The organism is Chryseobacterium sp. CBTAP 102, from assembly GCF_003201365.1.
GTDB classification, from domain to species: Bacteria; Bacteroidota; Bacteroidia; order Flavobacteriales; family Weeksellaceae; genus Chryseobacterium; species Chryseobacterium candidae.
In genome coordinates this window covers 305953-323243 of record NZ_QICX01000002.1, presented here as the reverse complement: position 1 = coordinate 323243, position 17291 = coordinate 305953, and the positions used below count along the sequence as shown (strand labels likewise).

Sequence of the window (17291 nt, the reverse complement as noted above, 5' to 3'; positions counted from 1 at the left end):
TACAGGGATTTTCAATTATTTAATCTGATTAGTTGAACTTCTTAAAAACAACCGTTGCATTATGCCCCCCGAACCCAAAGGCATTACTCAATGCAAAATTGATATTCTTTTCTTTCGCTTCTCCGAAAACGATATTGATATCCTGAGGAATCTTCTCATCAATACTGTGAAGATTGATGGTTGGAGGAATAATTCCATTCTGAATAGCCTTGATCGAAAGAATGGCTTCCACTGCTCCGGCAGCACCCAATAAGTGTCCGGTCATGGATTTTGTTGCACTGATATCAAGATTTTTACTTCCTTTAAAGGCTTTGTTGATCGCCGTTAATTCAATCGTATCTCCAATCGGTGTGGAAGTAGCATGTGGATTAATATAATCAATATCTTCCATATTCGCTCCTGCTTCTTTCACTGCCAGCTGCATTGCTTTAATGGCTCCTACACCATCAGGATGAGGTGCTGTCATGTGATAAGCATCTGCTGTCATTGCGGCTCCTGCTAATTCAGCATAAATTTTTGCTCCTCTGGCAACAGCATGTTCATATTCCTCAAGAACCAGAGCTCCTGCACCTTCACCCATTACAAAACCGTCTCTGTTTACGTCATAAGGGCGGCTGGCTGTTGCAAAATCATCATTTCTTGTAGACATGGCTTTCATAATAGAGAATCCTCCGATGGAAGCCGGAGTGATGGCTGCCTCAGAACCACCGCTGATGATTACTTTTGCTTTTCCTAAACGGATATAATTAAAAGCATCCATCAATGCCGTATTTCCTGTAGCACAGGCAGAAACAGTAGTATAATTAATTCCCTGAAGACCATATTTCATGGAAATCATTCCCGAAGCCATATTCGCGATAAACTTTGGCACAAAGAACGGATTGAAACGTGGTGTACCATCACCTGCAGCGAAATCCATCACTTCTTTTTCAAAGGTCCACATTCCGCCCTGTCCTGTTCCCCAGATGACTCCTGTATCGAACGGATCCATTTTTTCAAGTTCCAGCCCGGAATCCTGAATCGCTTCCGCAGAAGCATACATGGCATATTGTGTAAACAGATCACTTCTCTTGATTTCGTTATGGTTCAGATATACTTTTGGATCAAAGCCTTTTACCTCACAGGCAAAATGCACTTTAAATTTTTCCGTATCGAAATGGGTAATGAGTCCTGCTCCGCTGACTCCTTTAATACTGTTTTGCCAAAATTCTTCAACATTATTTCCCAAAGGTGTCACAGCACCTAATCCTGTAATGACAACTCTTTTCATATATAGTTACTCTTTTTTAATAGATTAGATTTTCATGAGATAAAAACTGTTTATCTCATGTTTCATTTTAATTACTTCTTTTATCAGCTCATTTTCCACTGCAATATTATCAATTTTCTTTCTCTGCAAACGAATAATCAATCATATTATTTACTGCATAATAAAAGAATCTGCTCTTTTTTGAATATGGAATAAGGCTGCTATTACTTTTCCAAAATCATGGTTACTCCCTGTCCACGGGCTGCGCAAATGGATATAAATCCTTTTCCACTGCCTTTTTCATGAAGTAATTTTGCCAGTGTTGCGATAATTCTTCCTCCGGTTGCTGCAAATGGATGAGCTGCCGCAAGGCTTCCCCCTTTTACATTCAGTTTGCTTCTGTCTATTTTTCCGAGAGCCTTTTCCAATCCGAATTTCTTGGCAAGCTCATCATTTTCCCAGATCTTTATGGTGGCCAAAACCTGTGCAGCAAATGCTTCGTGAATTTCATAGTAATCAAAGTCTGATAAATTCATGTCTGCTTTTTTAAGCATCCTCTCTGCTGCAAAAACAGGGGCAAGAAGCAGATCCTGTTTATTTTCAACATATTCTATGGCTGCCAGTTCTGAAAAAGTGATATAAGCTAAAATAGGAAGATTATTGGCTTTTGCCCATTCTTCACTGGCCAGTAAAATTGCTGAAGCGCCATCTGTAAATGGTGTTGAATTTCCTGCCGTTAAGCTTCCGTTCTGTTTATCAAAAGCAGGCTTCAGCTGTGAAAGCTTTTCAATACTGCTATCACGTCTCAGATTATTATCTTTGTCCAGACCAAAAGCTGGAGTAATCATGTCGTCAAAAAAGCCTTCATCATAAGCTTTTGCCATATTCTGATGGCTTTTTAATGCCAGTTCATCCTGTTCTTCTCTTGTTATATTGTAATAATTGGCAGTAATTTCTGTATGTTCACCCATCACAAGACCTGTTTTGGGTTCCTGCCCTTTATAAGGAATGGGCATCCAGTCTTTCAGTTTCGGGCTTAACAACTGTTTCAATTTTCCAAACGCTGACTTTTCTTTATTCGCACGTAAAAGTGCTTTCCTTAATTTTGGTGAAGATTCGAATGGAATGTTGCTCATGGCTTCCACTCCGCAGGCAATGCCGCAATCTATCTGACCCAAAGCAATTTTATTTCCGATATAAATAGCAGCTTCAATTCCTGTATCACATGCCTGCTGAAGGTCACAAGCAGGTGTTGCGGGATCAAGAGTCGTATTCATTACCGTTTCTCTGATGAGGTTGCTTTCAGAGATGTGCTTAATCACTGCGCCTCCCGCAACTTCTCCGAGTCTCTTTCCTTTTAAATGATAACGATCTATCAATCCGTTGAGAGAAGCAAGCAGCAGATCCTGATTGTTCTGCTCTGAATAAGAGGTATTCATTCTGGCAAAAGGAATTCTGTTGTATCCTGCAATAGCCACTTTTTTTGTTTCCATATGGTATAATTTATGATGGAAGAATAGTAAGTTCATGATCAATTATGCTGGCGACTTTGTCTAAAGCATGGTTTAGAAAACTCTGATCACCCATCGTTTTTGAAAGCAAAATCCCGCCTTCAATAAGCATGATGAATAAGGAAGCATATTGTTCAGCACTGGCTTTTTTATCAATTTCCCCTTTACGTTGTCCCTCATCGATGACATCTGATATTTTTGTCAACCATTGTTCAAAAGATCTTTTAACCTGAGTTTTTAATGCCGGAAAAGAGTCGTCAGCTTCTGTTGCAGCGTTCATCAAAGGGCATCCGCCGTTTGCAAAAACAAACTTCCAGTTTTTTCTGTAAAACTCTACAAATGCGTGAAGCTTATCCAACGAAGTAATGTATTCATCGCCAAAGGAACGGCTGAGGGTTTTGCCTAATAATCCGGCATTGTATTTATAAACCTCAATAGCTACTTCATCTTTGTTTTCAAAATTTCCATAGATGCTGCCTTTTGTCAATCCTGTTGCCTGTGTAATGTCTGACAGCGAAGTGGAAATATAACCCTTGGTATTAAAAAGAGTTGCTGTTTTCTCAATGATATGCTGTTTTGTTTTTTCTGCCTTTGACATTATAAATGTTTAAATATGATGCAAATATACAAAAATATACCACTCGGTATATTTTATTGAGGAAGAATAATTAATTTGAGTGTTTTGGATTTAAGTTTTGGCTGAAGCCAATGGATTCTTTTTAAATTAAAAAAACGGACTTTTAGCCCGTTTCTATTGATATTGAATGAATACTTAAATTAGTTTTCCAAAGTAGCGTTCAATGTAATTTCAAAGTTGAATGCTGCACTCACAGGGCATCCTTCTTCTGCGATTTTAGCAAATTTCTGGAATTCTTCTTCTGAGATTCCCGGAACTTTAGCTGTAAGAGTCAGTTCAGATTTTGTAATCTTTCCGATATTGGGATCAAGAGTAATGACAGAAGTTGTTTTTAATTCTTCAGGATTGTAACCCGCCTGAGATAATTCGGCATCCAGTTTCATTGTGAAACATCCTGCATGGGCGGCTGCCAGCAATTCTTCTGGGTTTGTCCCTACACCATCTGCAAAACGGCTGTTGAAAGAATATTGAGTCTGATTTAAAGTTGTACTCTGAGTAGTTAAATGTCCTTTTCCTTCTTTGATAGTACCGTTCCAAACGGCTGTTGCGTTACGTCTCATAATGTTGTTTTTTTGTATTTAGTATTGTTTGATTTTGATGTTACAAAGGTATGTCTGTGACAAGGTATTTTCAATAGATAAAAAGAGCTAAATATTGTACTTTTTTCCCGTAATGTAATTTTTTTTGAAATTTGCGGGAGTGCTTCCTGTTTTATTGGTGAAAAGACGGTTGAAATAAGCCGGATCTTCATAGCCCAGATCATAGGCAATTTCTTTTATAGGTTTGTCTGTATAAAACAATAATCTTTTTGCTTCTAATAAAATTCTGTTGATGATAAACTGATTGGGAGATTCCAGGTTTAGGTTTTTAAATTTATGAGTTAAAGTTTTCGGAGCGATGTGAAGAAGCTCTGCATAATCAGCGACATTATGTTTTTCTCTGAAATGAATTTCCAGGTGTCTGCTGAAATCCCTGAAAATATCAAGTTCACTGCCTGGTATTCTGAGCGTGTCATTATCCAGATTTTGTTTTTTCCACTTTCGGGTAGCGCGTATAATGATCTGTTTTACATAGGTTCTTATCATTTCCTCTGCAGAAGAATCTTTCCCTTCAAGTTCATCCTGAATATTCTGAAACAGAGATTTTATAAGAGTTGTTTCTGAGTCGTCAAGCTCTACAAAAGGAATTTCAAATACATTATGAAAGAGAAGCCCATCGCAGGCTACTTCTTTATCATGAATCTGAATGCAGTAAAAATCACGGTTGTAGAAAAGAAGGATCAATTCCTCTTTCCCTTTTTGTATGCTTAGATGCTGGTTGGTCAGAAAAAACAAAGAAGGTTTATTTGTTTTATAATGATTAAAATCTACCGTAAGCTCATATCCTGAAGGAATAAAAAATACTTTGATATCAGTTTTGAAATGATTTCCATTAAAGTTCTCCAGATTTTCCGGTGTAAATACTTCCAGTCCAAGTCTTTTATATTGATCTTCAAAAATAAGCTGTTGCTGCATCCTTTAACTTTAGTTTAAAGATACAAAAATGAATGATGTAAGCTGTATTAAATTATTGAAACGCTAATTTCTGATGTCTGACATAAAAATCTGGAATAAATAAATCGGAAATATGTTTTTACATTGATATTATTTTATCATTTTTACAAAGATTTGTATTGTGACCTAATAGTATTAACTTTTTTTCATAACTGCCTGTATGAGCGAATTAGAAAATATTCTGAGAGAAATAACTCCACTATCTCCTGAAGATAGTTTTCTCGTATTTGACAGGATTAAAGCTTCATTCGACTTTCCGTACCACTACCATCCGGAAATTGAAATCAATTTTATTTATAAAGGGAAGGGATACAAAAGGATGATAGGAGATCATACCGGAGAGATCGGAAATATAGAGTTGGTGTTGGTGGGTCCTAATTTACCGCACTGTTGGGCTAATTACAGATGCAAAAACAGAAAAACCCACGAAATCACCATACAATTCAACCAGGATTTCTTTCAGCAGTCATTAATGGAGAAAAATATTTTGAAACCCATCAATAATCTGATGAAAGACTCCATCAGAGGGATTCTTTTTTCTACAGAAACGGCTGAGAAACTAAAAGATTCGTTTCTCAATTTGTCAAAAATGAACAGTTTTGAATCTTTCATAGAAATTATGAAGATTCTGAACGAATTGGCTGTGGCAGAAAATAAAACACTTTTATCTTCGTATAGTATTGAGCTTGAGTCTTTTGCTGATAATGATAAAATGAAGGTTGTTCATGATTTTGTTCATAAAAATTTTGAGAATAAAATAACGCTGGATAATGTAGCCTCATTGGTGAACATGAGCAATGTGACATTTAACAGGTTTATTAAAAAAAGAACAGGGAAAACATTTGTTAATTATCTTAATGAGATCAGAATCAGTTATGCTGCACGCTGGTTGATGGAAAAAAATCTTACGGTCTTTGAAATTGCTTTCGAAGCCGGGTTTAATAATATTGCGAACTTCAACAAGGTATTTAAGTCCATCAAAAAAACAACTCCAACCGAATTTAAAGAGCAATTCAAAGGAGTTAAAAAGATTGAATAGTACGTATTAAAAATTTACATTTTTCTTTTTTTATCCTATCTGGCGTTCTATAATTCCGTCCAGAAATCTACTTTTTTTGTTAAAATAACGGAATAAATCCCCTTTTTTAATTGTTAGGGAAGTGTTGTATTTTGCTGATATTTAAAGCATTAATAGCTTTTAATTTTGATTGCTGAAAAAATAATATCGTTTTATGATAAAATAGTATTATATCAGACTGACTACAAAATTTAGATTTGTGAATGTGAATTAAATCTTAACAAAACTTTAAATAATTTAATACATAAATGGCAAAGTTTTGCTGAAAGAACAATAATTTTTTTTGTATTAAAAAATAAAGTAATGTCACTGATTCTCAATTAAATCTAACGAATCTATACCTTATGAGAAAAGCAGTTATACCCGTTCTGTTCGTTTTTTCACTTACTGCGAATGCACAGGAGAAAAAAGCGGCCGACACTACGAAGACAACCAGTATTGAGGAGGTCGTAGTCACCTCTTTGGGGATTAAAAGGCAGGCCCGCTCTTTAACGTATTCCAGCCAGCAGATTGGCGGGGATGAGCTTACAGAAGTGAAAACTCCCAATCTATTAAATTCGATCAATGGAAAAGTTTCCAATGTACAAATCAACAGAACCAATGGTGTAGGTAGCTCCGTAAGGGTGATCATGAGAGGGAATAAGTCTGTAAACAATACACAGCCATTGTATGTAATTGATGGTATTCCTATTATTAACGGAACAGGGAAGTCTGCAGATATCGGACAGTATTCCAATATGCCGGATCCGGGAGATGTACTAAGCTCCATCAATCCTGATGATATTGAGAGTATCAACTTCCTGAAAGGAGCTTCTGCTAGTGCATTGTATGGATCTGCCGGAGGTAACGGGGCTATTCTGATTACGACTAAAAAAGGACGTGCAGGGAAAAGTTCAATTACTTACAGTTCCAGCCTTACTGTAGACAGAGCATACAGTCTTCCAAAACTGCAGCACAGTTATCTGTCTTATGATCCATCTGTTGCTGGGCAGCAGCCAGGACAGGCTGTAGACAGCTGGGGTGCAAAAGGATCTTCAAAGGATTATCTTAAAGATTTTCTGCAAACAGGAACTACATGGGTAAACAGCCTTTCTTTCCAGTCAGGAAATGAAAAATCAACAAACTATTTCTCTATCGGAAATACTACCAATAAAGGAGTGGTTCCAATGTCGTATTTTGATCAGTATAATGTCTCTTTCAGAAACTCAAGTAAGTTTCTTGATGATAAACTGACATTGGATGCCAACTTTATCGGGTCATTACAGGAAAGTAAAAACAGACAGACTCCGGGAGCTTCTTTTTCTCCTTTGACAAGTTTGTACTGGTTACCGAGAGGAGTAGATTTTGATCAATACGGAGGCGATAATTATTCTTATTTGGATAAAACGAGATTTTTGCCAGCTCAAAACTGGTGGGAAGTAAATCCGGACGGAAGCTTCAAAGGAAATCCTGTGACACAGAATCCTTACTGGATCTTAAACAAAAACCCAGTAACAGTGAGTAACAAAAATATATACGGTGCCCTTTCATTGTCTTACCAGATAAATCCATGGTTGATTGCAAGAGTGAGAGGAAACTACAGTTGGAATATTTCAGACAGCCAGCGTGATATTGCTGCTTTTTCAGCGCCTAGCTTACTTGCAAATGGTATTAATGGTAGAATGCTTAAAAACACCTATGAAAATTCTTCTACTTATGGTGATGTTTTATTGATCGGTAGTCCTAAAGTAAGTGAATCTATCTCTTTAGATTTTACAGTAGGAGGAAGTATTAATACGACAAGAAATAAAATAGGACAAATTGATAATGCTTATCTGGCAAATCCTAATCTTTTTACACTGAATAACCTTCAGTGGAATATAAACAGAGCGCCGGGAGATGGTTATCATAATACCTATACGAACATGAAAAAACAGGTACAGTCTGTTTTTGCGAGTGCTTCCGTAGGGTACAAAAATATGTTCTATGTGGACATGACTTTCAGAAATGACTGGGATTCTACTTTAGCATTAACAGGAAGAACCGGATTTGATTATGAATCTGTAGGAGCAAATGCTATATTATCTTCTGTTTTCAAACTTCCGGAAGTTATTAATTTCTGGAAAGTCAGAGGGTCTTATGCAACTGTTGGTTTGGGATTACCTACGAATATCACCAATGCAATGGTTGAATATAATAAAGGATATGTTTATGGAGTAGATGCAGGAACGATTGTATATCCTAAGAGTTCTTTTGCTACAGGGGCAGGTTTTGAGGCATTGCTTCCAAAACCGGAACTTAATAAAACGTTTGAAGCAGGTACTGAGTTAAGAATGCTGAATAACAAACTGAATTTTGATATTACTTATTACAATTCAAATACCAGCAACCAGTTGTTGGAAACCACAATTCCTTCTTATTTAGGAGGTTTGGCTCCGGGATCATATTATATTAATGCGGGAAAAATCCGAAATACCGGTTTTGAATCTTCATTATCTTATAAAATCTTTGATTCGGAAAAATTCGGATGGACCGCTACATTGAATGCTTCGGCCAATAAAAACAAGATCGTTGAATTATTACCAACAAGCATAAATGTTTCTAAAGACTTGACTTTTTCACTAACCGGAGGTGGTGACTATACAAGATTAAAACTGGGGGGGGCTTTTGGAGATCTTTACGGAATCAAATTTAAAAGAGATGATCAGGGCCGTGTTCTTGTGAATGAGAAAGGGGTTCCTTTAGCAGAGAGTACGCCTTCTTATTTGGGTAACCCGAACCCGAAGTTTATTCTTGGATTCAATAACGCGTTCAATATCGGTAAACTGGGGATTTCTTTCCTTATTGATGGGAAATTCGGAGGTAAAGTATTATCACTTACAGAAAAAGCCAATGATTTATATGGAGTAAGTCAGACCACTGCTGATGCTAGAGATGCTGGAGGCGTATCAATCCCAAATGCAGTGTATGCACCGGGAACTCCTAATGCAGGGCAGGCCTATACTGGGTTGACTAACGCTAAAGATTATTATAAAGCAGTAGGAACAACTGAAGGATTTGGAAAAGGAGTTGATGAAGCCTATCTGTATAGTGCTACAACAATACGTTTACGTCAGGTATCTGTTTCGTATCTGTTTGATGTCAATTCAAAATATTTGAAAAATGCAACGGTAAGTTTAGTAGGAACCAATTTATTTTTCTTCTATAAGAAAGCACCGTTTGATCCTGAGCAGGTATCAGGGAATACGCCTGGTGGAGTGGGAGTAGATTCATTCGGATTACCGATTACCCGATCTATTGGATTATCATTAAAAGCTAACTTCTAACTTTTACAATTACGACAATGAAAATCAATACTATTAAAACATTGGTATTTGGAGCTGCAGTTCTGTTTTCAGCTTCCGGATGTACTAATGACTTTGACCAATATAATCAGGAAAAGCTTGGAGGCCCTGAAAATTTTTACGCTGACTTTATCGCAGTTGTGAACCCTATGAAATCTATCCAGAGAGGGTTGCAGGCAGATTATCAGTTATATCCTAACCTGAGTGCAGATATGTACAGCGGAATGTTCAGTACCGCAACACCATTTAACGGAGGAGTAAATAACCTTACTTACTCTATGATGGATGGATGGAACAATAGAATCATTGCCAGACAACAGGATATTTTTAATTATTCTATCATTATTGATAATGCTGCCAAAGGGAACTATCCGGGTGTAGATTTTACGGGAACCCTTGCTGTGAAAAAAATTCTGAAAGTTATTACAGCGGCAAGAGTTTCAGACAGCCATGGTCCTGTAGTTTACAGCAAATATGAAAAACCTAACCCTAACGGAGTTACAGATTTTGATTCTCAACAAGAAGCTTACAACTATTTTATTGCAGATCTTACGGCAGCCATTACAGATTTACAGAAAGTAATTGCAATGTCGGCAACACAGAATGTTGAAGATAAGACCTCATTGAAAAGTGCAGATTTAGTGTATGGAGGAAATATGGCACAATGGGCAAAACTGGCCAATTCATTAAAGCTGAGATTAGCCATGAGAATGAGCTATGCTGATCCTGCAAAATCTAAGCAATATGCAGAAGAGGCTTTGGCTTCACCTGCGGGATTAATTACTGACAATGCAGATAACGCTTTAATCAGTGTAGGACAGTCAGAATTGAGCTTCATCATTTACTCATGGGGAGACTGTTTAATAGGTGCACCTTTGATGGCTTATATGAACGGATATAATGACCCGAGACTTTCGGCATATGCAATTCCTGCAAAAGATGCCGATGTTCAGGGTAAATATATAGGAATACGCCAGGGAATTGATTTATTAAATGGAAAATCAACATACGGAGGATTCTCTCAGCCACAGGCAAAATCTGCCAGCGGAGATTATTTTTCCGGAACTGATGGGAAAATGAAATTATTCACTGCTGCAGAAACATGGTTTCTGAAAGCAGAAGCTGCTTTGAGAGGCTATGCCGGCGCAGGTGATATTCAGACCAATTATACTACCGGAGTGCAGCAATCTTTCGGAGAATGGGGAAAAAGTGCCAGTGTTGCAGCTTATCTTGCTGATACAACTTCTACAGAAGCTCCTTATGTTGACCCAAAAAATGCAGACAATAATGTTGCTGTAGGAAATCCTCAGCTAAGTACCATTACGATTGCGTGGAATAACGGGGATACCAACGAAAGAAAATTAGAAAGAATTATTACCCAAAAATGGCTTTCTCTTTATCCGAACGGCCCAGAAGCATGGGCTGAGCAGAGAAGAACAGGCTACCCGATTCTTTTCAAAGTAAGAAAAAATGACAGCGGCGGAGCGATCAGTACAGAAGCAATGATCAGAAGAATTCCTTTCACTATTGATACCAAAACTTCATTATATAATTACCAGCAGGCTGCACAAATGCTGAACGGACCTGATACCGGAGGTACAAAGCTTTGGTGGGATAAGAAATAAAAAATATTCAGAATCACTCATTAATAAAGAGACATCTCAACATCAGATTTTTATTTGATACATTCATTAAGGCAGGAGAATAGAGTAGAATCTCCAAAAAATTTATAGTTTCGTTTTTTAGCCTGAATGAATGTTTGAGATGTTCTCTTTTATTTGGAATCTTATTTTTAAATATGGGAAAAAACAACTCCGTAACCCGTCGGATTCAGCCAATTCTCTGGATTTCCACATTATACTTTGCAATGGGTGTTCCCTTTGTAACCATTAATGCGGTTTCAGGAATTATGTATAAAGACATGGGGGTTTCGGATTCGCAGATTACATTCTGGACAGCTCTTATCCTGTTCTCATGGACGTTAAAACCACTTTGGAGTCCGTTTTTGGAGATCTATAAAACAAAAAAGTTCTTTGTTATTTCTACTCAGTTTGCGATAGGAATTCTATTCGCATTAGTAGCCTTAAGTCTTCCAATGCATGATTTTTTCAAATACAGTATTGCGCTTTTTGCAGTAATAGCATTTTGTGGAGCGACCCATGATGTGGTAGCAGACGGAACGTATATCGGGTTTTTGACCAATAAGGAGCAGGCAAAATATATCGGCTGGCAGGGTGCTTTTTACAATCTTGCCAAGATTATAAGCAGTGGAGCATTAGTTTATTTCGCAGGTGTTTTAGAAAAAACAAAAGGAGTTACCCATGCCTGGATGATCATTATGGTGATTTATGCATTACTCTTTTTGGGATTGGCTGTTTATCACTATTTCATTCTGCCAAAAGAAAACAAAGAAGAGCAGAAAGATGAGAAAACGGCCGGAAACGTTCGTCAGGAACTATTGGAAGTCATTACCTCTTTCTTCACCAAAAAGAAAATTCTGTGGTGTATACTCTTCATTATTCTGTACCGTTTTGCAGAAGGATTTGCCATCAAAATAGCTCCTTTATTTTTTAAAGCTCCAAGAACCTCAGGAGGATTGGGATTATCTACTTCAGATATCGGACTTATTTACGGAACATACGGTTCTGCAGCATTTATCCTTGGATCCGTATTGGCAGGATATTTTATCTCAGCCCGCGGACTGAAAAGATCTTTGATATGGCTATGCTGTGCATTCAACATTCCATTTGTGGTTTATGCATTATTAGCGCATTATCAGCCAGCAGACCTTTTGCCGGTAGGAGTTGCCGTAGTCGTGGAATATTTCGGATATGGATTTGGTTTTGTAGGGTTAATGCTCTACATGATGCAGCAGATTGCACCCGGAAAACACAAAACGGCACATTATGCATTTGCAACAGGAATTATGAACCTTGGTGTAATGATTCCCGGAATGATCAGTGGAACGATCAGCGACTGGATCGGATACAAAATGTTCTTTATCTGGGTGCTGATTGCTACCATTCCTGCTTTTTTGGCCACTTTATTCGTTCCTTTCCCTTACCCTGAAAATCAGAAAGAACAATAAATCAACTCATAATAATTAAAAATAAAAAGTAAAAAATACTTTATGACAGCTCAATCAGTAATGATCCCCTGGCAGGATCGCCCGGAAGGTTGCAATGATATCATGTGGAGGTTTTCCGAAAACCCGATCATTAACAGATACGCGATACCAACATCCAACAGTATATTCAACAGTGCCGTGATTCCTTTTGAAGACGGATTTGCCGGAGTATTCCGTTGTGACAACAAGTCAGTACAGATGAATATTTTTGCTGGTTTCAGTAAAGACGGAATCAATTGGGATATCAATCATGATCCTATTGAAATGCAGGCCGGAAACACGGATATGATTGAATCCGATTACAAATATGATCCCCGCGTAACCTTCATTGAAGACCGCTACTGGATTACATGGTGCAACGGTTACAATGGTCCTACCATCGGAATTGGGTATACTTTTGATTTTAAAGAATTTTTTCAGTGTGAAAATGCTTTTCTTCCGTTCAACAGAAACGGAGTTTTGTTCCCAGAAAAAATCAATGGTAAATATGCCATGCTGAGCCGTCCGAGTGATAATGGACATACACCTTTCGGAGATATTTATATCAGCTATAGCCCTGATATGAAATACTGGGGTGAACACCGTTGCGTGATGAAAGTAACGCCTTTTGAAGACAGTGCATGGCAGTGTACAAAGATCGGAGGTGGGCCTGTTCCTATCAAAACAGAAGAAGGATGGCTGCTTTTCTATCATGGAGTGATCAATACCTGCAGAGGATTCAGATATTCAATGGGAGCAGCTTTGCTTGATCTTGAAGACCCTACAAAAGTATTGTACAGAACGAAGCCTTACCTCTTGGCTCCGGCCGAATCATATGAATTGACAGGAGATGTACCCAATGTGGTTTTCCCTTGTGCAGCATTGACGGAAGGAGACAAAGTAACAGTATATTACGGTGCTGCTGATACCGTAGTTGCGATTGCCTTTGGATACATCTCAGAAATCATTGATTTTATGAAAAAGAATTCAATTTAATACAGTAATATAAAGTTTAGGGAAATAGGTTAATCATCTTAATTTTTCCGTTTTCTGGGAATTTTATAATGGTTTTCCTATTTTTAAACCAGCTTTTAAACAAAAAAATCTCCGATATCTCTCTTATCATGAAAAAAGAACTGCTCATCTGCTTTTTTACAACCCTGATTTCTATAGCGAATGCCCAGCAAAATAAAAACGATGTTTTATCCTGGGTAGATCCTTTTATTGGAACAGGAGGCCACGGACATACATTTCCGGGGGCAACTACGCCATTCGGGATGATACAGCTGAGTCCGGATCAGAATACGAAAAGCGGCGACTGGGACTGGTGTTCCGGATATCACTACAGCAGCAAAACGATCATGGGATTCAGTCATAACCATTTGAGCGGAACAGGATGGGCCGACCTTGGAGATATTCTGGTAATGCCTACCGTAGGACAGGTGAAAATGGTGCCGGGGTCTGAAGAAAATCCTGAAACAGGCTATCGTTCAAAATTTACCCATGATAAGGAAGTAGCGTCTCCGGGATATTATTCTGTAATGCTGGACAGCTACGGAATTAAAGCAGAGCTTACTGCTTCCCCAAGGGTCGGATTCCACAAATATACTTTCCCGAAGAGTAGTGAAGCCAATATCATTATTGATCCTACCAACAAAATCTTCGGAAATATCTATCATACTTTAGTGAGTGTGGAAGGCAATAATAAAATCAAAGGTTACTGTTACAGCAACGGCTGGGGAGGTAAACGGTTTGCTTACTTCGTGATGGAGTTTTCCAAACCGTTTAAGTCTTACGGTGTATATGCTGATGGAAAAATCAAAAATGATGAAAAAATTGCCCTTGCCAAGGATGCTAAAGCTTTTGTAAGATTTTCAACGGAAGATCAGGAAAGTATAGAAGTAAAAGTATCTTTATCTCCCGTGAGTACAGAAAATGCACAGGAAAACTTCGATACTGAAGCTAAAAATATAAACTTTGCACAAGCAAAAGAAACAGCACAAAAGACATGGAGAGATCTGATCGGCAGATTCCAGGTGACAGGAGGTACAGACAATCAGAGAAAAATTTTCTATACTGGGGTTTATCATACATTCATTGCACCGAACCTTTATATGGATGTGAATGGAGATTACGTTGCCGCTCAGGAAAATATGAATACCAAATGGTTTACCAACTACAGTACCTATTCCTATTGGGACGGATTCAGGGCAACCCACCCGCTGTTGACCATTATGGATCAGAAACATACAAAAGAATTCGCCAATTCTCTGATCAGCAGATATACAGACCGTAAAGACCACATGCCGATCTGGGAGCTTTGCGGATATGATAATTTCTGTATGCTGGGCTATCATAGCGCATCCGTAATCTGGGATGCAATCTCAAAAGGAATACCGGGTATTGATGCAGAAAAAGCATTTGCTGCTATGAAAGACGCTTCTCTTACTGATAAAATGAGCAGCAGCGATGGAGGCGGCGGTCTTAACGATTATATTAAATTAGGTTATACTCCTTCAGAGAACGGAGCTTCTGTTTCCGCAACATTGGAATATTCATATGATGACTGGTGTATCCAGCAGCTTGCTGAAAAATTAGGTAAAAAAGAAGAATCAGAAGTGTATAAAAAACGTTCTATGAACTTTCTGAATACCTTCAATAAAGAAAATAATCACTTCTGGCCAAGACAGAAAGACGGAAAATTCTTAGCAGATTTCAAGCTTAATGACTGGAAAAAGCTGCAGCCCCACTGGGTTTCCGGAAACATCTGGGCTTATGATTTCTTTGTTCCTCACCAGATTGATGAAATGATGAATCTATACGGCGGAAAAAAAGGATTTGAAGAAAAACTGGATAAAACCTTCACAGAAGCACTTCATATGGAAGGAGAACAACATGTTGATATCTCAGGATTCATCGGATCTTTAGGATTCGGGGATGAGCCTGGACATCATGTTCCATACCTGTACAACTATGCAGGAAGTCCTTACAAGACTCAGAAAATGGTAAAATATATCCGCGACAATATGTATGCAGCTAAACCTGATGGAATCGTTAACAATGAAGACTGCGGTCAGATGTCAGCGTGGTATATCTTCTCATCATTAGGATTCTATCCTGTGACACCGGGGAAACCTGTTTATGCCATCGGAGCCCCACAATTCCCGAAAGCTTCTTTAAAGCTTGAAAATGGAAAAACATTCACCGTAATTGCAGACAAAATATCTGACAAGAATATCTACGTACAGAAAATGTTCCTGAACGGAAAAGAATACAAAAGCTGGGAGTTAAATCACAGCGATATCATGAACGGTGGTGAATTGAGATTCGTAATGGGAAGCAAACCTGTAAAATAAGACTCATAAAAATAAACGAAACAAAGTATCAATGGAAAGGAGAAATTTTATTAAAACAAGTGCGCTGGCAGGAGCCGGATTGCTTTTTACTCAGAATGTTTTTGCTAAAAATTTAGTGCTGGACGATTTTCCTGTTGTCCGTGTTCCTAAAGATAAAAGACATTTTACCAGCGAATCCGTAGAAAGTGCTATTGCAGCGTTTAAAAAGAAAGTAAAAAACAAAGAGTTAAGCTGGCTTTTTGAAAACTGCTTCCCGAATACATTGGATACTACTGTTTACTATACAGAAACCAGCGGAACACCGGATACCTATGTGATCACAGGGGATATTGATGCCATGTGGCTTCGTGACAGTTCCGCACAGGTTTTCCCTTATCTGCAGTTCTCAAAAAAAGATGAAAAACTACATAAGCTGATCTCAGGAGTAATCCACAAACAGACCACTTTCATACTGAAAGATCCTTATGCCAATGCTTTCTATAACGACGACCAGAAGATCAGTAAATGGAAAGAATATGACCACACCGATATGAAGCCGGGCACCCACGAAAGAAAATGGGAAATCGACTCGCTTTGCTATCCTATCCGTCTGGCCTACCACTTCTGGAAAACAACAGGAGATACAAAACCTTTTGATGCCAACTGGCTGAAAGGAATTAAACTTACCCTGCAGACCTTTACAGAACAGCAGAGAAAACATGATCTTGGACCTTATAAATTCGAGCGTACCACAGCTTGGGCTACAGACGGAGTTCCTATGGGAGGATATGGTTATCCAACGAAACCTGTGGGATTGATCAGCTCTATGTTCCGTCCAAGTGATGATGCTACGATTTATGGTTTCCTGATCCCTTCCAACTTATTTGCAGTGGTAAGCTTACGTCAGGCTGCAGAAATGGTGGCTGAGATTAAAAATGAAAAAACATTGGCTCAACAACTGAACAGTCTTGCTGATGAGGTAGAGGCAGCCATCAAAAAATACGGAATTTACAATCATCCTGAATTTGGAAAAATCTATGCTTTTGAAGTGAATGGCTTCGGAAGCTACAATCTGATGGATGACGCGAACTGTCCAAGCTTGCTGGGACTGCCTTATCTGGATGCGGTGAAAGCTGATGACCCTGTTTATTTGAATACAAGAAAATTTGTGTGGTCAGAAAACAACCCGTTCTTCTTCAAAGGTAAGCTGGCAGAAGGGATAGGAGGTCCGCATATCGGATTGGACATGATATGGCCAATGAGTATCATCATGAAGGCACTCACTACGAAAGACAAAAGTGAGGTCAAATGGTGCATCAATACTCTTCAGAAAACGCACGGAGGAACAGGCTTTATGCATGAATCCTTCCATAAAGACAATGACAAAAAATTCACCAGAGAATGGTTTGCATGGGCCAATACCCTGTTTGGCGAATTGTTATGGAAAACCTTTAACGAAAACCCGGAGCTACTGACATAGCCAACCTTTTTATATCGCT

Annotated in this window: 12 protein-coding genes; 7 read left to right on the top strand and 5 right to left on the bottom strand. The window is 38.3% G+C overall.

The window, feature by feature from the left end; translation table 11 throughout:
• Positions 1-28: 28 nt before the first annotated feature.
• From fabF to C8D70_RS04745, 5 genes are all read right to left on the bottom strand, one after another.
• Positions 29-1270: a beta-ketoacyl-ACP synthase II gene (gene fabF / locus C8D70_RS04765; protein WP_110366541.1), complete on the bottom strand. Its 1242-nt coding sequence runs from the start codon at positions 1268-1270 to the stop codon at positions 29-31.
• Positions 1271-1473: 203 nt separating this feature from the next.
• Positions 1474-2742 carry an acetyl-CoA C-acetyltransferase gene (locus tag C8D70_RS04760; RefSeq protein WP_110366540.1) on the bottom strand — a complete coding sequence of 423 codons (1269 nt, stop codon included), beginning with the start codon at positions 2740-2742 and terminating at the stop codon, positions 1474-1476.
• Between the two features lie 10 nt (positions 2743-2752).
• Complete coding sequence (locus C8D70_RS04755; RefSeq protein ID WP_110366539.1) at positions 2753-3358, bottom strand: TetR/AcrR family transcriptional regulator; 606 nt, start codon at positions 3356-3358, stop codon at positions 2753-2755.
• Between the two features lie 179 nt (positions 3359-3537).
• Positions 3538-3957 (bottom strand): OsmC family protein, encoded by a 420-nt coding sequence (locus C8D70_RS04750; protein WP_002982623.1) that lies wholly within the window; start codon positions 3955-3957, stop codon positions 3538-3540.
• 87 nt (positions 3958-4044) lie between these two features.
• A complete protein-coding gene (locus C8D70_RS04745; RefSeq protein ID WP_110366538.1) occupies positions 4045-4911 on the bottom strand; it encodes a helix-turn-helix domain-containing protein in 867 nt (288 codons plus the stop codon).
• A 199-nt stretch (positions 4912-5110) separates the two neighbouring features.
• On the opposite strand from C8D70_RS04745, the gene C8D70_RS04740 reads away from it, so the two are divergent.
• From C8D70_RS04740 to C8D70_RS04710, 7 genes are all read left to right on the top strand, one after another.
• Entirely contained in the window at positions 5111-5989 is an 879-nt protein-coding gene (locus C8D70_RS04740) for an AraC family transcriptional regulator (RefSeq protein WP_076597865.1), read from the top strand.
• Positions 5990-6372: 383 nt separating this feature from the next.
• Positions 6373-9333 carry a SusC/RagA family TonB-linked outer membrane protein gene (locus C8D70_RS04735; RefSeq protein WP_110366537.1) on the top strand — a complete coding sequence of 987 codons (2961 nt, stop codon included), beginning with the start codon at positions 6373-6375 and terminating at the stop codon, positions 9331-9333.
• 17 nt (positions 9334-9350) lie between these two features.
• Positions 9351-10976: a SusD/RagB family nutrient-binding outer membrane lipoprotein gene (locus tag C8D70_RS04730; protein ID WP_110366536.1), complete on the top strand. Its 1626-nt coding sequence runs from the start codon at positions 9351-9353 to the stop codon at positions 10974-10976.
• Between the two features lie 173 nt (positions 10977-11149).
• Positions 11150-12439: an MFS transporter gene (locus C8D70_RS04725; RefSeq protein ID WP_110366535.1), complete on the top strand. Its 1290-nt coding sequence runs from the start codon at positions 11150-11152 to the stop codon at positions 12437-12439.
• A 42-nt stretch (positions 12440-12481) separates the two neighbouring features.
• Complete coding sequence (locus C8D70_RS04720; protein ID WP_110366534.1) at positions 12482-13453, top strand: glycoside hydrolase family 130 protein; 972 nt, start codon at positions 12482-12484, stop codon at positions 13451-13453.
• Positions 13454-13581: 128 nt separating this feature from the next.
• The gene (locus tag C8D70_RS04715) at positions 13582-15813 is read left to right on the top strand and encodes a GH92 family glycosyl hydrolase (protein WP_110366609.1); all 2232 of its coding nucleotides are present in this window, start codon (positions 13582-13584) and stop codon (positions 15811-15813) included.
• 31 nt (positions 15814-15844) lie between these two features.
• Positions 15845-17272: a glycoside hydrolase family 125 protein gene (locus C8D70_RS04710; RefSeq protein ID WP_076597869.1), complete on the top strand. Its 1428-nt coding sequence runs from the start codon at positions 15845-15847 to the stop codon at positions 17270-17272.
• The last annotated feature ends 19 nt before the right edge of the window (positions 17273-17291 follow it).

Excerpts from the sequence above, each read along its gene's own strand:
- fabF (WP_110366541.1), bottom strand. The coding sequence starts at position 1,270 with ATGAAAAGAGTTGTCATTACAGGATTAGGTGCTGTGACACCTTTGGGA.
- C8D70_RS04760 (WP_110366540.1), bottom strand. The coding sequence starts at position 2,742 with ATGGAAACAAAAAAAGTGGCTATTGCAGGATACAACAGAATTCCTTTT.
- C8D70_RS04755 (WP_110366539.1), bottom strand. The coding sequence starts at position 3,358 with ATGTCAAAGGCAGAAAAAACAAAACAGCATATCATTGAGAAAACAGCA.
- C8D70_RS04750 (WP_002982623.1), bottom strand. The coding sequence starts at position 3,957 with ATGAGACGTAACGCAACAGCCGTTTGGAACGGTACTATCAAAGAAGGA.
- C8D70_RS04745 (WP_110366538.1), bottom strand. The coding sequence starts at position 4,911 with ATGCAGCAACAGCTTATTTTTGAAGATCAATATAAAAGACTTGGACTG.
- C8D70_RS04740 (WP_076597865.1), top strand. The coding sequence starts at position 5,111 with ATGAGCGAATTAGAAAATATTCTGAGAGAAATAACTCCACTATCTCCT.
- C8D70_RS04735 (WP_110366537.1), top strand. The coding sequence starts at position 6,373 with ATGAGAAAAGCAGTTATACCCGTTCTGTTCGTTTTTTCACTTACTGCG.
- C8D70_RS04730 (WP_110366536.1), top strand. The coding sequence starts at position 9,351 with ATGAAAATCAATACTATTAAAACATTGGTATTTGGAGCTGCAGTTCTG.
- C8D70_RS04725 (WP_110366535.1), top strand. The coding sequence starts at position 11,150 with ATGGGAAAAAACAACTCCGTAACCCGTCGGATTCAGCCAATTCTCTGG.
- C8D70_RS04720 (WP_110366534.1), top strand. The coding sequence starts at position 12,482 with ATGACAGCTCAATCAGTAATGATCCCCTGGCAGGATCGCCCGGAAGGT.
- C8D70_RS04715 (WP_110366609.1), top strand. The coding sequence starts at position 13,582 with ATGAAAAAAGAACTGCTCATCTGCTTTTTTACAACCCTGATTTCTATA.
- C8D70_RS04710 (WP_076597869.1), top strand. The coding sequence starts at position 15,845 with ATGGAAAGGAGAAATTTTATTAAAACAAGTGCGCTGGCAGGAGCCGGA.